Annotated in this window: 12 protein-coding genes; 7 read left to right on the plus strand and 5 right to left on the minus strand. The window is 71.7% G+C overall.

The features are described from left to right. Nucleotides 1–347: 347 nt before the first annotated feature. The 3 genes from FNH04_RS03440 to FNH04_RS03445 all read left to right on the plus strand — a co-directional run bounded on the left by FNH04_RS03440 (nucleotide 348) and on the right by FNH04_RS03445 (nucleotide 4,032). Nucleotides 348–1,538, plus strand: coding sequence for a DUF2235 domain-containing protein (locus FNH04_RS03440; RefSeq protein ID WP_152780149.1), 1,191 nt, complete (start codon nucleotides 348–350; stop codon nucleotides 1,536–1,538). A 151-nt stretch (nucleotides 1,539–1,689) separates the two neighbouring features. Beyond that, entirely contained in the window at nucleotides 1,690–1,845 is a 156-nt protein-coding gene (locus tag FNH04_RS46340; RefSeq protein ID WP_194236535.1) for a hypothetical protein, read from the plus strand. Between the two features lie 297 nt (nucleotides 1,846–2,142). Next, entirely contained in the window at nucleotides 2,143–4,032 is a 1,890-nt protein-coding gene (locus FNH04_RS03445) for an AMP-binding protein (RefSeq protein WP_194236536.1), read from the plus strand. On the opposite strand, the gene FNH04_RS48905 is transcribed toward FNH04_RS03445, so the two are convergent. The 4 genes from FNH04_RS48905 to FNH04_RS03465 all read right to left on the minus strand — a co-directional run bounded on the left by FNH04_RS48905 (nucleotide 4,022) and on the right by FNH04_RS03465 (nucleotide 9,586). After that, nucleotides 4,022–5,833: a GNAT family N-acetyltransferase gene (locus FNH04_RS48905; protein ID WP_322722542.1), complete on the minus strand. Its 1,812-nt coding sequence runs from the start codon at nucleotides 5,831–5,833 to the stop codon at nucleotides 4,022–4,024. The genes FNH04_RS03445 and FNH04_RS48905 overlap by 11 nt on opposite strands. A 285-nt stretch (nucleotides 5,834–6,118) precedes the next feature. Continuing rightward, on the minus strand, nucleotides 6,119–7,192 hold the full coding sequence (locus FNH04_RS03455; protein WP_152780153.1) for a glutamate--cysteine ligase: 1,074 nt from the start codon (nucleotides 7,190–7,192) through the stop codon (nucleotides 6,119–6,121). A 226-nt stretch (nucleotides 7,193–7,418) separates the two neighbouring features. Further along, nucleotides 7,419–8,594 (minus strand): zinc-dependent alcohol dehydrogenase, encoded by a 1,176-nt coding sequence (locus FNH04_RS03460; RefSeq protein WP_152780155.1) that lies wholly within the window; start codon nucleotides 8,592–8,594, stop codon nucleotides 7,419–7,421. Beyond that, nucleotides 8,591–9,586, minus strand: a complete 996-nt coding sequence (locus FNH04_RS03465) for an SRPBCC family protein (protein ID WP_152780157.1) — start codon at nucleotides 9,584–9,586, stop codon at nucleotides 8,591–8,593. Before FNH04_RS03465 ends, FNH04_RS03460 begins: the two co-directional genes overlap by 4 nt. A 333-nt stretch (nucleotides 9,587–9,919) precedes the next feature. Here FNH04_RS03465 and FNH04_RS03470 point away from each other — a divergent pair, with 333 nt between their 5' ends. The 4 genes from FNH04_RS03470 to FNH04_RS03485 all read left to right on the plus strand — a co-directional run bounded on the left by FNH04_RS03470 (nucleotide 9,920) and on the right by FNH04_RS03485 (nucleotide 14,568). Then, nucleotides 9,920–10,567, plus strand: coding sequence for a hypothetical protein (locus FNH04_RS03470; protein WP_322722543.1), 648 nt, complete (start codon nucleotides 9,920–9,922; stop codon nucleotides 10,565–10,567). Continuing rightward, nucleotides 10,564–11,568 carry a nucleotidyl transferase AbiEii/AbiGii toxin family protein gene (locus FNH04_RS03475; RefSeq protein WP_322722544.1) on the plus strand — a complete coding sequence of 335 codons (1,005 nt, stop codon included), beginning with the start codon at nucleotides 10,564–10,566 and terminating at the stop codon, nucleotides 11,566–11,568. The genes FNH04_RS03470 and FNH04_RS03475 overlap by 4 nt, the downstream gene beginning before the upstream one ends. Nucleotides 11,569–11,787: 219 nt before the next feature. After that, on the plus strand, nucleotides 11,788–14,031 hold the full coding sequence (locus FNH04_RS03480; protein ID WP_322722545.1) for a serine/threonine-protein kinase: 2,244 nt from the start codon (nucleotides 11,788–11,790) through the stop codon (nucleotides 14,029–14,031). 105 nt (nucleotides 14,032–14,136) lie between these two features. Continuing rightward, nucleotides 14,137–14,568, plus strand: coding sequence for a nuclear transport factor 2 family protein (locus FNH04_RS03485; protein WP_152780161.1), 432 nt, complete (start codon nucleotides 14,137–14,139; stop codon nucleotides 14,566–14,568). Between the two features lie 100 nt (nucleotides 14,569–14,668). On the opposite strand, the gene FNH04_RS03490 is transcribed toward FNH04_RS03485, so the two are convergent. Beyond that, nucleotides 14,669–15,640, minus strand: a complete 972-nt coding sequence (locus tag FNH04_RS03490) for an LLM class F420-dependent oxidoreductase (protein WP_152780163.1) — start codon at nucleotides 15,638–15,640, stop codon at nucleotides 14,669–14,671. Nucleotides 15,641–16,035 lie beyond the last annotated feature (395 nt).

Below are 16,035 nucleotides of genomic sequence, written 5' to 3' on the forward strand. Positions count from 1 at the left end.
TGGCCATGCCGAGGCACCCACGGCACTGATTCCTGATGCGTGGGTCAGCTCGCGGTGTTCTGTTCCACCCGGGCCCTGGTGGTGACGGGCCGGTACCCGCTCGCCTTGTCGTAGCGTGGTCCCGAAAGGCATCGGGACAGCCGCCTGCGGAGCTGTAGTTCCCTGTGGCGTGAGTGTTGCCCAAGAGGGCGGTCCGTCGGTGTGTGGCCGGCCCGCGCGTCCTGCGTAGTCTTCTCTCCAGACCAGCAGCAACCGGTCCCGGACAAGGCGTTTCTGACTCTCCCGAAGGGGCCGGCCCCCGACGGGAGACGGGAGCGGGCACTGCACTCTCCCGAGGAAGGATGGTCATGGCCAAGCGTCTGATCGTCTGCTGCGACGGAACCTGGAACCTCGCCGACCAGACGAGCAAGACCAACGTCACCAAGGTGGCCCTGTCCGTGCTCCCGCGGTCCGCCGCCGGGACGGAACAGCGCGTCTACTACCGCAACGGGGTGGGCACGCGTCGTTGGGAACGGCTGCTGGGAGGCGGCTTCGGGATGGGCCTGTCGCGGAACGTCATCGACGCCTACCGCTTCCTCGTCCACAACTACGAGCCCGGCGACAAGCTGTACCTGTTCGGGTTCAGCCGGGGGGCGTACACCGCGCGCAGCCTGGCGGGGCTGGTGCGCAACTCCGGGATCCTGCGCCGCGAGAACGCCGACCGGGTCAAGGAGGCGTGGGCGCTCTATCGCGACCGGGTCGAGCAGCCGAGCGGCGCGGCGTCCACCCTGTTCCGCCGCGCGTTCGCATACGAGCCGGAGATCCACTTCATCGGCGTGTGGGACACGGTCGGGGCCCTGGGCATCCCGGTTCCGGGGCCGCGGTGGCTCAAGCCGGTCGTGAACGTGGTCAACCGCCGCTGGGCGTTCCACGACACCGAACTGAGCAGCCGGGTGAAGGGAGCCTTCCACGCACTGGCCATCGACGAGCAGCGGACGGCGTTCCGGCCGACGGTCTGGAGCCGACCGCCCGGTGCCGCCGACAGCAAGCAGGAGCTGCGGCAGGTGTGGTTCGCCGGCGTGCACAGCGACATCGGCGGTGGCTATCCGGAGACGTCGCTGTCCGACATCGCCCTGCTGTGGATGGTCCATCATGCCCGCAGGTACGGGCTGGAGTTCGACACGGAAGCGCTGAGCCCGACCGGACCGCGTGAGATGAGCCCGGACCGGAGCATCGAGTTCAGGGTGCGGCCCCTCGTCATGGGCGAGCTGCACGACTCGCGCACGGGTCTGTACCGACTGGCCGGGCCGCTGCACCGGCCCATCGGGCGGACGGCGGACGGCGGCGGCCCCGACAGGAGCCAGTACCTGGCCGTCACCGCCAGGGAACGCCACGACGGGGAAGTGGCCTACCGGCCGCCGGAGCTCGACCGGTATCTCGACGACGAGGCGAACGTACGCGTCGAAACGGTGTCCCTGGACGTCCACGGCGCGGACCTGTCGAGTGGGAGATCCGTCCCGCCGTCACCGCCGACTGCGGAGGTGGCCGAACCTCATTAGCCTCGTGGGGCAGCGCGGTTCGTCCGAGGCGACAGCCCGCGCGGCCAGGCCTCAATCCGGCCGTCTTTCCCTCGCCGCCGCTCCGAGCCTCCGGGGGCTCAGCGCCGTCGACCGGTCGCGCTCTGCAGGCGCCGCCTGCGCCGGTCTGACCATGCTGCCCGGCGCCCTTCTCCTCGGGCTCGTCGCCAACGCCTGCCAGGACTCGCTCTGCCGCCTCCTGGCAGGTCACCTGGTGACCGGCCCGTGCCCAGGGCACCGGCTGCCGCCGTGGTCGCCGGACCAGATGCCGGCCCTGCCCGCCGGCTGACGGTCCCATGTCTGGAGCGCCGCCACCTCGAAGAGGGCGCCTTGCGCAGAGGATCTCCCCGATGTCCAACCTCCGGACCCGGGCGCTTGCCCGGCGTGCGACAGCCGTGGGCGAGCAGCCGTCGGCCGGGCACGTGCGGAGGTCCTCCCGTGGCGCGCAGGGCTGGACGTACGCCGATGCCGGGCGTGTCCTGTCGTGGACGGCGTCCGTGTGCCGTGGCTTTGGCGAGCGCCGCGGTGTCCCCACCGTGCAGGAGCTTCTTCCCGCGCCGTGCCGTCTCTGGGATGATCAATGGTTATGAACGGGGCGAATGAACTTCATCGGTTGTTCGAGGCATGGGCGCGGGAGACTCCGGACCGGCCCGCGGTGGTCACCAGACGAGCACAGCTCACCTACGAGGTACTGGATGTCCGGGCCAACCGGCTGGCGCGGCATCTGCTGAACACCGGGTTCGACGCCGGTGAGACCGTGGCCGTGTGCATCTCGCGGCTGCCGGATCTGCTGGTCGCCGTGGTCGGCGTACTCAAGGCGGGCGGGGCCTACACCGTGATCGGTCCGCAGCAGCCGACCGGGGACATCGGGCGGTTGCTGGAGCGGGCAGGGGCGAACACCGTCCTGACGTACGAGCAGTTCCGGCCGAGCGTCGACGACGGCACCGGCCGTCTCGTCGTCTGTCTGGACACCGACGCCGGCCTCATCGACGCCCACTCCCCCGAGCCCCCTTCCGCGCCCTGCGGGGCCACCGCCGCGGTTCTCTTCACCGCGGGTACCACGGGCGAAGCGCGGCCCTTCGCCGCGGGACACCAGCGGCTGCGTGCCGCGTACGGGTCCTGGGCCGAGGTGTTCGGCCTGAGCCCCTCCGACGTCCATCTGGTGACCGCGCCGACGGACACAGCCGCCTTCACCTACGGCTGGATACGGGCACTGTGCTCCGGGGGCACTCTGGTGCTGCCGGAGGGCGAGGCCCGGCCGGCGCTGCGGGGCCTGCCCTTCGCGGGGGACGTCACGGTGCTCGACACCGACCCGGTGACGGCCGGTTCCCTGCTCGAGGGCTCCGTGCCCGTGGGGCTGCGGCTGGTGGCGGTCGGCGGGGAACGGCTCGCGCTCGACGAGCAGGTACGGCTCCAGGGGCGGCTGGCACCGGGGGCGCGGCTGCTCAATGTCTACGGGCCCGTGGAGGTCGCCGGCTGCGGCACCTGGTTCGAGACGCACCAGCTCTCCGGTCCGGTGCACGAACCCGGACGGTTCTGCCTGCTCGGCCGCCCGTTTCCCGGGTCCCGGGCCGAGGTCCGCAAGGGCGAGATCTGGCTGACGCCCCCCGGCGGCCTCGATGGCGGTGAAGCCCTGCCCACCGGTGACGCGGGAACGCTGCGGGAGGACGGGCTGCTGGAGTTCGGCGGCCGGCTGGCTCACCGGGTCACCGTCCGCGGCCGTACGGTCGATCCGCACCGGGCCGAGGCCGCGCTGGCCACCCACCCCCAGATCCGGGAGTCCGTGATCACCGCGGTGGACGAGAATCGGCTGGTCGCCTACGTCGTACCGAAGGCCCTCAGCGCCCGCCCGGGCGCCGACACGATACGTACCCATCTGACGGGTGTCGTGCCGGACCAGGAGATCCCGGCATCCGTGGTGACCGTCAGGGCCCTGCCTCGTAACCGGGCCGGGAAGATCGACCGGGCTGTGCTGCCGCTGCCCGCGCAGCGCGCGGCGTCCGGCGGGGTGAGCGGCAAGGGCGGTGGGGCGGAGCCGGGTCCGGAAGGGCTCCTCTACGGAACGGGGTGCGCGATGCTGGTCGTGGCCCTGCCGTTGGCCGCGTTCCTCACCGATGTGTTCTGGCCGGGCTCCACCGACCTGACCTACGTTCCCGCGCCGTGGTCGTGGCTCTTCGGCGGTCTGTACGCCGCCGAGTTGCTGGCCTTCAGCGTGGGTCTCGCCTTCCTGTTCGCCGGGCGTCCGCTGATGCGCCGTCAGGGTCGTTCGAGCGGTCTGACGACGGCGGCCCATCTGGCCGTCGTCTGGCTGCTGGTCTCCTGGTGGCCGCAGGACAACTTCTACCGGCTCGCCGCGAAGACCGACTGGGAACGGCAGGCGGCGCTGGTGTACGTCTTCAATGTGCCGTTGATGATCGCGGCGGTGGTGGTGGCGGTGTACGTGACGCGGCGTCCGGACCCCTCGGCTACGGAGTGAACATCCGCCCGGTGTCCTGGGCGGCGGCACGCACCAGCGCCTCGGCGGCGTCCAGGCGTTCACGGGTGTGCGCGGCCAGGACGACGCCGAGACGCGGGGCGGGTTCGAAGGAGGCGGTGGGGATCGAGGGCACCAGGACGGCGTCGATCCCGCCGCACCGCTTCGCCGTCTCCCGCAGCAGGGCGGACAGTTCGGGGCCGGGCAGCCGGGCGCCGAGCGGGACGTGGTCGACGGTGCGGACGAGGTGGTCGCCCCCTCGGGTCTCGTCGAGCCGTGCCTTGACCATGAAGGCGACGGAAGGACCCGTCATCCGGAGGTTGATCTCGGTGGGTGCCGGGCGGCCGTCCGGGCCGGTCACGAAGTCGACGTCGAACCACCCCCGGTAACCGCTCGCGGCGATCCGCTCCCCCACTGCTCTGCCGAAGCGCGCCAGGGTCTCGGTGAGCGGTTGCGGCACGACACCGGGCCCGACGGTGGCGCCCTGGTAGGCGGTGCCCTCGACGTCCATCACGGCGACACCCACCTCGTGCACCCGCCCTGCCGTGTCCACCAGTCCGTCGAAGGTCAGGTCCCTGGGCTCGGTCTCCCCGGCGACGAACTCCTCCAGAAGCAGGGGCCCGCGGGGCAGCGGGGGCCGGAATCCGTAGTCCCGGATCACCCAGGTTCCCGATCCTCCGGCGCCGTGCTCGGTCTTCACGACGGTGGCCCGACCCTCGCGGCTCCGTGCCCTGAGCAGTCGCGCCGCCGCACGCCGGGTGGCCGCCTGCCACTGCTCCGGCACCCTGATTCCCGGGTGGGCGGGCGAGAGCCGTGTGAACAGCTCGTGCGCGGCCCGCTTGGACTCGTACCGCAGAGCGTCCGGGCCCAGTGGCTCGCCGGCGAGTTCGGCGAAGGCGGGAGTACGGCCCCACGGTACGAGGGGCAGGCCGAGGGACTTCAGGCGCTCGGCGAGTGCGGGGCGGGACAGGACGGCCCGGCTGAGGCCACTCGCCTGCTCGTCCGGCGGCACCGGGAGGGCGGGGTCCGCGGCGGGGAACAGCCGGCGGACCGGGCCGGTACGGCTCCGATCCATGCCCGACGCCGCGCCGGGCTCCGTCAGGCCGTCGTACACCTCCACGGGTCCCCAGCCCAGGGCGCCGCCGACCAGGTCGATCCAGTCGGGCGGAACCGCCCGGGGCAGGATCAGCACGGCCGGGTGCGGGGAGATGAGGGCGGCCAGACAGGAATAGTGCGCGGCCTGGGAGGAGGCGGGGCCGAACTGGGACTGGAACTCGGCGACGTTGCCGAGGTGGACCGCCCGACGGCCTCCCGTCCAGGCGTGGGTCCAGCCGTCGCGCGGGGTCGCGAAGACCACTTCGAGGAGGGGCAGTTCACGTCCCGCGATGGAGCCGGAGGGCGTACGTCCGACGGGGCGGGCGCCCATCCGGCGGTAGAACGGTTCCGCGTTCGGATCCGATTCGATGGTGATCCGGGTGAACCCGAGGTCGCGGGCGGCTCCCATCACATGGGAGTACAGGGCTCGGCCCACGCCGCGGCCGATGGCGCGGGGCTCGACGAAGCACAGGCCCACACGGCCCTGGGGAGCCGTGCCCTCCAGGGAGGCGACGCCGAGCATCCCCAGGTCCGCGTCCTCGGCGACGACGATCCGGCGGTCGGCGATCTCGCCCGGCCGGACGGTGAGTTCCTCACGGCACGCTTCCAGGAACTCCGCGTCGTACCCCCAGTGCGCCTTCGAGCGCAGGACGAGCTCGGTCAGTGCCGTCGCTTCCTCGGCTCGCGCGGGTCGGATCCGCACCCCCACCCCGTACCTCCTGGACGCCGGATCGTGTGGTCAGACTAGACCTTGCCCGCCGGCGTCAGCCTCCCGGCGCCTTCCCCGCCGGCGGCAGCTAGTGCTGTGACCGGAAAGGTTCACCGGCTCGCGACGCCCGGCACGGCACCTCGCCGCGTTGTCGCATCACCCGAGTACATCCAGTACGCGGGCGATGCTCCGCCTTGCGATGCTCCCCCACTGCCTGAACGGCGTGGGAGGTGCCCCCAGCACCGGACGCCGCGAGCTTTCCGGCAAACCTTTCCGGCCACAGCACTAGGCCGCCGTGCGGGTCGCGCAGTCCCTGACGACTGCGGCGAGTTCGCCGGTTCGTTCGAAGATCTGTCGCTGGCGGCGTGCCCCGTTTCCCCGTTCCAGGAGGCTCGCGAGGCGCTCCTCCGCGGAGGGCAGGTCGCCCGCGTCGTCCAGTGCCTCCCGTACGTGGTCGAGCAGGGACCGTACGACCGTCTGTGCGGGTGCCGGGGTCCAGGTCAGGGGCTGGACCAGGCGGTCGTCCAGGCCGGAGCGGCCCGCTCGCCAGCCGGCGAGGCGCAGGAGGCCGATTCCGGCGGGTTCCGGGGGGTCTCCGGCTCGCCACTCGCGGGCGGCGGTCTCCACAAGGGCTCGTATGAGAGTGGCGAGCAGGACGGTGTCCTCGGCCTCCATGCACACGTCCGCGACGCGTACCTCGACGGTCGGGTAGTTGCGGGACAGACGGGCGTCGAAGTAGATCATGCCCTCGTCGAGCAGGGCGCCCGTGTCGAGCATGGCGCGCACCTGCCGGCGGTAGCGCTCGGCGGAGCCGAAGATCTCCACCGGGCCCGCGGAGGGCCAGCGGCCCCAGACCCGGCTGCGGTAGCTGCTGTACCCGGTGTCGCGGCCCTGCCAGAACGGCGAGTTGCCGCTCAGCGCCACCAGGGGCGCGAGCCAGGGCCGTATGCGGTCGAGCACGGCGACGCCTTCCTCGTCGGACAGGACGCCCACATGGATGTGGCAGCCGCAGGTGAGCTGTTCCTGCGCGGTGAGCGCGAACTCCTCCCGCATCCAGCGGTAGCGCTCGCTGGAGGTGAGCGAGGGGTGCACCGGCAGCGGGGAGGTGGCGAGGGCCACCGGGACGGCGCCGACGCGCGCCGCGCGCCGGGCGGCCTCGGCCCGCCAGCGCCTGATCTCCTGGGACAGTCCGCCCGTCGCGGACATGGGCCGGGTCGCGACCTCGAGCTGTTCGAGTTGGAGTTCCTGTTCCAGCCCGCTGTCGGGTGCGAGGGCGAGCACCGCGCCGGAGACCGCTCGGGGCTCTCCCGTGTCCGCGTCCACGAGTATGAGCTCCTCCTCGACTCCTACGGTTCGCATGCGGGCCCTTCCCGGTGACGAGCCGACGCCGTACTCCTCCGTCGCTTGGCGGCGTTCCTGTTCGTGCCTGTCCTGTCGAGTAGCCCGTTGCGTCGACCGCATGTGCGGGTGCACCGGTGAAGGCCGGAAACCGACCCGACGCCCGTGCCTTCGGCGGGCGCGTCGACGCGTGGGTCGGGGCGCGGCGGGCCGAGGGCGCGGGCGGCGGGTGGCCGACGCGAGTGCCTCAGGGGGTGAGGACGACCTTCTCGCAGTTGTCCTCCTTGTTCTTGAAGAGGTCGTAGGCGCGCGGGGCGTCCGTCAGGGGCAGGGTGTGGGTGATCACCCGGGTGGGGTCCAACTCGCCTTGTTCGATGCGGCCCAGCAGCGGCCCCAGGTAGCGCTGGACGTGGCACTGCCCGGCCCGCAGGGTCAGGGACCTGTTCATCCAGGCGCCGGCCGGGAACTTGTCGATGAGTCCTCCGTAGGCGCCGATGACGGAGACCACTCCCCCGCTGCGGCAGGACAGGATCGCCTGGCGCAGCGCGTGCGGCCGGTCGCTCTCCGCGCGGACCGTCTGCTTGACCTTGTCGTAGAGCCGTATGTGCGGTGCGCCGTGGGTGGCTTCCAGACCGACGGCGTCGATGCACTTGTCGGGGCCGCGGCCTCCGGTGAGTTCGAGCAGGGCCGAACGGACGTCCTCCTCTTCGAGGTTGACCGTGATGTAGCCCTGCTCGGCGGCCATGTCGAGCCGGTAGGTCTCCTTGTCGATCGCGATGACCGTGTCGGCCCCCAGCACGCGCGCGCTGTCCATCGCGAACTGGCCCACCGCCCCGGCGCCCCAGACGGCGACGACATCGCCGTCCCGGATGTCGCACATCTCGGCGCCCATGTACCCGGTGGGCAGGATGTCCGACAGGAACAGCACCTGCTCGTCGGTGAGACCGGAGTCGACCTTCACCGGGTTGACGTCGGCGAACGGTACGCGGGCGTACTCCGCCTGGCCGCCGGCGAAGCCCCCGGTGAGATGGGAGTAGCCGTAGATCCCGGCGACGGGGTGCCCGAACACCTTCTCGGCGATACCGGCGTTGGGGTTGGTGTTCTCGCAGCACGAGTACAACTCGGACTGGCAGGCGAGGCAGGAGCCACAGGCGATCGGGAACGGTACGACGACCCGGTCGCCGGCCCTGAGCGTGTCGCTGTCGACTCCAGGGCCCACCTCGACGACCTCCCCCATGAACTCGTGTCCCAGGACGTCGCCCTTCTGCATGGTGGGGACGTAGCCCTGGAGCAGGTGGAGGTCCGATCCGCAGATCGCCGTCGAGGTGACCCTCACGATGGCGTCGCGGTCGTTGAGGATCGACGGGTCGGGAACGTCCTGCACCTCGACGGTGTCCGGGCCCATCCAGCAGGCGGCCTTCATGACAGTGCCTCCCTGAGCTCGTCCTCGGTCAGTGGTCGTGCGGGGCGCTGCGGGAACTCCCCGCGGGCGCGCTTTCCGGTGGGGGCGCCCTCCGAGCGGACCACCTCACCGGTCTCGATCACCTGCTTGAACCGGCGCAGGTCGTCGTCCAGTTGCTGGGACGGCTCCTCGCCGAAGTAGCGTGCCACCACCTTGCCGAGCGGACCGGCGGGAAGGCCGTAGCGGAGCGTCACATGGATCTCGGTGCCGCGGCCGCCCGGCGCCCGTACGAACCGGACCTCGCCGGAGTTGTCGATGTCGGCGCCTTCGCGGGAACGCCAGGCGATGCGCTCTCCGGACACGTCCTCGGTGGTCTCGGCGTCCCACTCGACGGTGGTGCCGAACGGCGCGGTCGCCTTCCAGTGGCTCGTGCGCGGCCCGGTGACCCGCACCTCGTCCAGGTGCGCCATGAACGTCGGCAGCCGGTCCAGCTGGCGCCACAGCCCGTAGACCTCGCCCGGGGGCTTGGCCACGGTCGTGGACGAGGTCAGTTCCAGCGTGGTGATCCCGCGGGTTCGCGTCACGGCCGCGTAGACATCCGTGGCCGTGATGGCGGCGGTGGCCGCCGTGGCCAGCGCCGTACGGCGGGTACGCCCGCCGTCCTGGGTCCTCAGTGCCCTGGCCAGCATCGTCAGATCCATGACGTCACCGCCGACCCGGCACCACAGCCAGGCGGGGTGGGGGCGGCCCAGCAGACCCGCTGCCGCCACGAGGTCACGGACACCCACCGCGGTGGTCGCCAGCCGGTTCCGGGGCTCGTCCTCCACGCCGACGCCGCGGGCGAACTCCCCCGGCCTGGTCACCTGGGGCACGCCCAGTACGGCACTGGCCACTCCGAGGCCGCGTACCAGCGGGTCGCGCTTGAGGGACGTGAGGGACGTCCTGTCCTTCCGGAGGGCCCTGGCGGGGCCTGCGGGCCGCCGGTGGGTTCGGGTGTCGCTGTCTGTCTGCATCGCATACTCCTGCCGGACGTCGGGCGTGGGACGTAGGACGTGGACGTAAGGCGTCAGATGGTCGCCCCCGGAAATTCACATAGCAGGTGTTACGGGCATATCGCACGAGTCCCCGGTCGGGTCGGCCGCAAACGGGCGCCCGCGGCGGGAGGCGGACGGGGACCGATCGATCATCCCGTCCGTCGGCTGATGGCGGAGGACGCGCCTTGGGGGGCGTCGCCCCAGCCTGCGGGTGAGCCCGGTAGCCGGGTGGCCCGGTGGGCGCGGGCCCGCTGTCAGTGGCGGTCAGTACAGTCGGCCTCCTGTGAAGGAACGGTCGATTGCGGGGCGGCAGTGGTGGATTTCGCGGGGGAGTTCGAGACGCACCTCACGGTGGTGCCCGCTCCCACGGCCGGTGGAGAGGACCGGATACGGCTGTGGGCGGAGCGCAACCACGTGAAGTACACACGGATCGTGCTCGACCGGGGCGCCACCCCCGACCAGCCGATGGTGACGCTGCGCGGCCACGGTGTGCTCGCCGCGCAACGAGAGACGGCGCGGGTGTGGGTCGAGCGGCTGCGCGCCGAGGGGTTCGGCGTGACACGCGTGAAGATCGAGGCGTCGCCGTGGAACGCGGACGTGCCGCGGACGGCCGTCGAGGCCCAGGCGCTGTCTCCCGGCTGCTACTTCGAACACCACGTCAAGCTCGTCCTCGCCGGCGAGGACGAGGTGGCGACGGTGCGCGCGCTCGCCGGGCGGCACACCGCGCATGTGTCGCGCAACGCCCGCCGCGATCTGGGCGAGCGCGGTCACGAACGCTTCGTCACCCAGCGATGTCGTGGCGTCGGCCGGCCCGAGGCGCGCCGGCGCCTCGACGCCCTCCTCACCGCTTTCGCGGCAGCGGACTTCAAGGCCGTCGAAGTCGAGGAGGAGTTCGTCGTGCACGACGACCGTCCGGCCCTGGACCGCGGGTGGATCGACGAGAGCGGAGACGTCCGGTGACCCGGCCCACGGACGGCGAGCGAGAAGGCACGGCGCACCGGACCGCGCGTCGCGCCGTGCTCGATCATCTGCTCCGTCTCGTCGCCCGGTCTCCTCTGGGCGACCTCCTCGTCCTGCGGGGAAGCATGGTCATGCCGGCGTGGGTGGGGGCCGAGGCGCGGGAGCCGGCGGACCTCGACTGGATCGTTCCCCGCCCCCTGCTGGTCCCGGTCGCCCCCGAGCACCCGTATCCCTACGTCGAGGCACTGGAGGTCGTACAGCAGTGGCCGGAGGCGGCCGACGGCGCCGACCGGTACGAGATCTGGAAGCACGAGGAGTTCGACACCAGAGGTCTGCGCCCCGTCGTCCCGCCCGAGGGGCTGCACTGGATCACCGAACCGGAGCCGGAGTCCTGCCCGCCGCACGACGAGCTGCTCGGCCTCGTACGGGAGAGACCGGTTGCCGCGCCAGGCGTGGTGCTCGACGCGGAAGCGGCCCGGGAGGACGGCACCTGGACCTATTCCGAGTACGACACCCCAGGTGTGCGCCTGGTCATCCCCTGGCAGGCGGACAAGCTTCCGCCCGGCGAGGTGCGGCTTGACTTCGCTCGCGACGAGTGGCTCCCGGAGCCACCCGTACTGACGGCGGTGCCCCGCGGTGACGGAACCGAGCCGGCCGCCGTACGGACCGCCAGCCGTGAACTGTCGCTCGCCTGGAAGCTGCTGTGGCTGCACGCCGACTGTGCGGCGGATGGCCGCGCCCAGGGCAAGGACCTGTACGACGCCGTGCTGCTCGCGGAGGCGGAGGCCACGAGACTGTCTCCGCGGCTGCTGCGCCAGGTGTTCCGCCGTGAGCCGGGCCGCCCGAAGGACGTCGATCCCCTGCGCCTGGACGTGGTGACGCCACGGTCCGTGGACTGGGCGGCCTTCCGCGCGGACCATCCCCAAGTACGGGGTACGGCCGAGGAGTGGCTCGAGCGTCTGAGCCGGGCGCTCGAACCGGTGTTCGTCGACGCGCCCTGAGGCTTGATCCGTGCGATCAGCGGACCGGCCTGCGGCTCGCGTACGGCGTGTGCCCGGCTCCGGCAGGCGTGCCGGGCCCTTGCCGATAGGCTCCTTCCCTTCCGGGTGCGGCGGCGCTCGTGGTGGGTGGGACCGACCGGCCACTAGAGTGAGCCGTCCATGTCAAAAGTCCAGTCCGGGCCCGGAGCCGTCCAGGCCGGAACCGGTGAAGGAGATGCGGTGACGCTGCGCGAGGACGATCCGCGGTCTGTCGGGGGCTACCGGATCGAATCGCGGATCGGGACCGGCGGCATGGGCGTCGTCTACCTCGCCAGATCGGTCTCGGGGCGAGCCGTCGCCGTCAAGGTCGTGCATACGAAGTACGCGGACAACGCCGAGTTCCGGGCCAGGTTCAGGCAGGAGATCGCGGCAGCGCGCAGGGTCAGCGGCGCGTTCACGGCGCCGGTCGTGGACGCCGACCCGGACGCGGAACGGCCCTGGATGGCCACGGCGTTCGTCCCGGGCCGTACGCTCGCCGAGCGGGTCGACGAGTCGGGTCCGCTGGACTGGCCCGCGCTGCGTCGCCTCGGTACCGAACTCGCCGAGGCGCTGCGGGAGATCCACCGCGCGGAGGTCGTGCACCGGGATCTCAAGCCCAGCAATGTGCTGCTGGAGGGCGCCGACGACGAGGACGGGACGGTACGTGTCATCGACTTCGGGATCTCGCGGGCGGCCAGCAGCGAGGTCCGTACCCAGACCGGCATGGTGATGGGCTCGCCGCCGTTCATGGCACCGGAGCAGTTCGTCAGCCCGCGCGAGGTCGGCCCCGCCGTGGACGTCTTCTCGCTGGGCGCCGTACTGGTGTACGCCGCCACCGGGCACAGCCCCTTCGAGGCGGACAACGCCTATCTCGCGGCGTACAACACCGTGCACAACCGGCCCGAGATGGGTGAACTGCCCGAGCCGCTGCGCCCGTTGGTGTCGGCCTGTCTGGCGAAAGAGCCCGCGGACCGGCCGACGTCCGGTGAGGTGCTGGAGACACTGGCCGGACTGCCGGAGAAACTGCCCGACGGGCTCCCGGACGAGACGCCCGGTGGTGTCCTGGCCGAGACGCCCGACGGTGTCCCGGATGAGGCCCCTGATGAAGTGCCCGCCGAGGAGCCGTCGCGGGAGCCGGTGACCGTACTGTCGGGGACGGCGACGCCGCCCGCGAAGACCGGGCAGGACGGGTCCGCCGGACAGACCGGGCCGGAGCGGCGCGGGAAGAGGCTGTGGGCCCTCCTGGCGGCCGCGGCCCTCCTCGGCGTCACGGGTACGGCTACGGCGGCCCTGCTGGGCGAAGGTGGTCCCGCGAGCACGAGTGACGGGGCGGGCCAGGCCGCACCGGGGGCGTCGGTACCGGCGGGCTGGAAGCCGTGGCACAACACACTGGAGCCGGACCCCGACGAGGACGAGCCCTTTCCCTTCGGCCCGGCGTGCACACCGGACGCGCTCGGCGTCTTCTGCTCCTCCCCACAGGTCGCGTTGATGCGGCTGAGCCCCGCGACGGGCCGTGTGGACTGGACGAAACCCATGAGCGAGAAGAAGGTCACCGGCTTCACGCTGAGCGATCCGGTCGTCCACGACGGTGTCGTGTACGTCAACAGTGCCGACCGGTCTGAGGGAGTGGACGCCTTCGACGGCGGAACCGGAAAGCGGCTGTGGCATCTGGACGGCCCGGTGGGCGAGTTCCAGTATCTGAGCGGCGTACTGCTCGTGCGGCTGGACAAGCTCGGGCCCTCCGACACGGCGCGCTATGCCGCGTACGAACCGCGCACGGGCGAGGAGTTGTGGCGGCGTGAGCTGACCTCCGCCTCAGCGAGCCCCTTCCACGCGGGACCGAAGGGGACGCTCTACGCCGATCTGCGCGGGGGCTCCGGCGGGATCGCGCACCTCGACGGACGCACCGGCAGAACGCTGGGCACCGTCAAGGCGCCCAAGGGCGATCTGTGGCTGGCCACGGTGCACGACGGCACGGCGTACTACGCGCGCTGGGACGACGACACCGGGGTCTCCGCCGCCTTCTTCATCCAGGATCTCGGCAGCGGGAAGACCCGCCGCATCGACTTCCCCTGGAGCGTGGAGCCGGAGGCGCCGCCGCTGGTGCACGGCGACACCATGTACATCTTCGACTACGGCAACGAGACGCTGCTCGCCCTCGACCTGAAGCGCGGGAAGCCGCTGTGGACCAGTTCGCGGGAGCTGCGCGTCTTCAGTGAGCCGGCCATCCACGACGGCCGGTTGTACGTCATCATGCCGGACACCAGCGTCCTGGCTCTCGATCCGCGCACCGGCAAGGAGATCGGGCGCACCCAGCCGTCCATCGACACGGCGGGCCGTTCCTTCGAGGAGCTGTCGCCCAGTTCCATGCCGCCGCTCCTGGTGGGCGGGGTGCTGTACGGGGTGAGCGGGCCGGGGGTCTTCTCGGTGGCCGACGTGCCCTGAGGGGGCCGGCCGTCGGCAAGCCACGGTGCGCAGGGCGCGCGAGCCGCGGGGGCCGGGAGGAAAATGGGAGTGGCCAGGACACGACGGGTGCCCAGGAGGTGCGTCATGGGGCAGGCTCGTGAGGTCATGGACCGGCTCACCGAGGCGGTGACCACGGCCCGTGATCCCAAGGCCATCGCGGAGTGCTTCGCGCAGGACGCGGTCGCCGTCACACCAGACGCGGGGGAACTGCGGGGCCGTGACCACATCGTCGAGTACTTCGAGCAGGTCGCGGAGATGTTTCCGCAGCCGACGTACACGTCGCTGCGCAAGTACGAGACCGGTGACACCGCGATCGACGAGGGATTTCTCGGCGGTCGCAACACGGGTCCCATCGCGCTCCCCGACGGTGAGACCATCCCCGCGACCCAGAGGGAGGTCCGGATCCGCGGCTGCGACCTGGCCACCGTGGAGGACGGGGTCATCGTCAGCTACCGCCTGTACTTCGACCAGGCGGAGCTCTTCACACAGTTGGGCCTCGTCCCCGAAGCTCCCTGACGGGTCCGCCAGTCGGGCCGCCCCACTCAGTGGTCGGTCTCCAGCCCGGTGAGAGCGGACGGCGGACGGTCCCGGGGGCCGGGGGGCCGGGGGCTGGGCCTCAGGCGAACGCGTCCCGCAGGGCGGGCAGCAGTGTCTTCGCGGACCACTCCAGGAAGGCGTGCTGGCTGTCGCCGCCGATCTGTACGAGGGCGACATCCGTGAATCCGGCCTCCGCGTAGGGCCGCACCGCGGACACGAACGCGTCGGGGTCGTCGCCGCAGGGGATGGACTCGGCGACGTCGTCCCGCGTCACGAACTGCGTGGCTGCGGCGAACGAGTCGGGGTGCGGCAGTTCGGAGTTGACCTTCCAGCCGCCGCCGAACCAGCGGAACTGGTCATGGGCCCGGTCGATCGCCGCATCGCGGTCGGGGTCGAAGCAGACCGGCAGCTGCCCGATCCGGGGCTTGCCCGTCCCGCCGTGCCGGTCGAACGCCGTGAGCAGTTCCTGCTCGGGCTCGGTGGCGATGACCAGATCGCCCAGCCGGCCGGCCAGGGCGCAGGACCGCTCGCCGGAGACGGCGATGCCGATCGGTGGCGGGGCGTCCGGCAGGTCCCACAGGCGTGCCGAGTCGACGTCGTAGTGCTTGCCGTGGTGAGTGACGTGTCCGCCCTCGAAGAGCGCGCGGATGATCTCGACGGCCTCCTCGAACATCTCGTGCCGTACGTCGACGGACGGCCAGCCACGGCCGACGACATGCTCGTTGAGGTTCTCGCCGGAGCCGAGGCCAAGGCGGAACCTGCCCTCGGACAGCAGTTGCAGCGTCGCGGCCTTCTGGGCAACGACGGCCGGGTGGTAGCGGAACGTCGGGCACGTCACGTACGTCATCAGCGGGATGCGCGAGGTCGCGTGCGCGGCGGCGCCCAGCACGCTCCACGCGTACGGCGAGTGTCCCTGGGAGCGCAGCCAGGGGAAGTAGTGGTCACTGGTCACCGAGAAGTCGAAACCGGCTTCCTCGGCGCCGACCACATGGTCGACGAGGTCCCGCGGACCGGCCTGCTCCGTCATCATCGTGTATCCGAGGTTCACCATAAGGACCGCGTCCCCGCCTGCCGCTGGTGGAAACAGGACCGTTCGGTCGACCGGCGCGAGAACGGCCCGAGCTGCTGAGGCACGCCGCCCCGTCACTGTCCGTCTCGCTTGCCGCGTTCGGCACTGTGCCGACATATCGCGATGTCCCGAGAGGCTGACGGGCCGAGAGGTCGGCGTCCCGAGAGGCTGACGGGCCGAGAGGTCGGCGTCCCGAGAGGCTGACGGGCCGAGAGGTCGGCGTCCCGAGAGGCTGACGGGCCGAGAGGTCGGCGTCCCGAGAGGCTGCTGTGGCATGATCGGCCACATGAGCGAATCCTCTGCGCGGAAGGGCGGCCCCCGCCCCGGCCGATGAAGTGGGTGGACGACGCCGTGGCCACCGGCGCCGCCACCACGCC

Source organism: Streptomyces phyllanthi (assembly GCF_009377205.1).
GTDB classification, from domain to species: domain Bacteria; phylum Actinomycetota; class Actinomycetes; order Streptomycetales; family Streptomycetaceae; genus Streptomyces; species Streptomyces phyllanthi.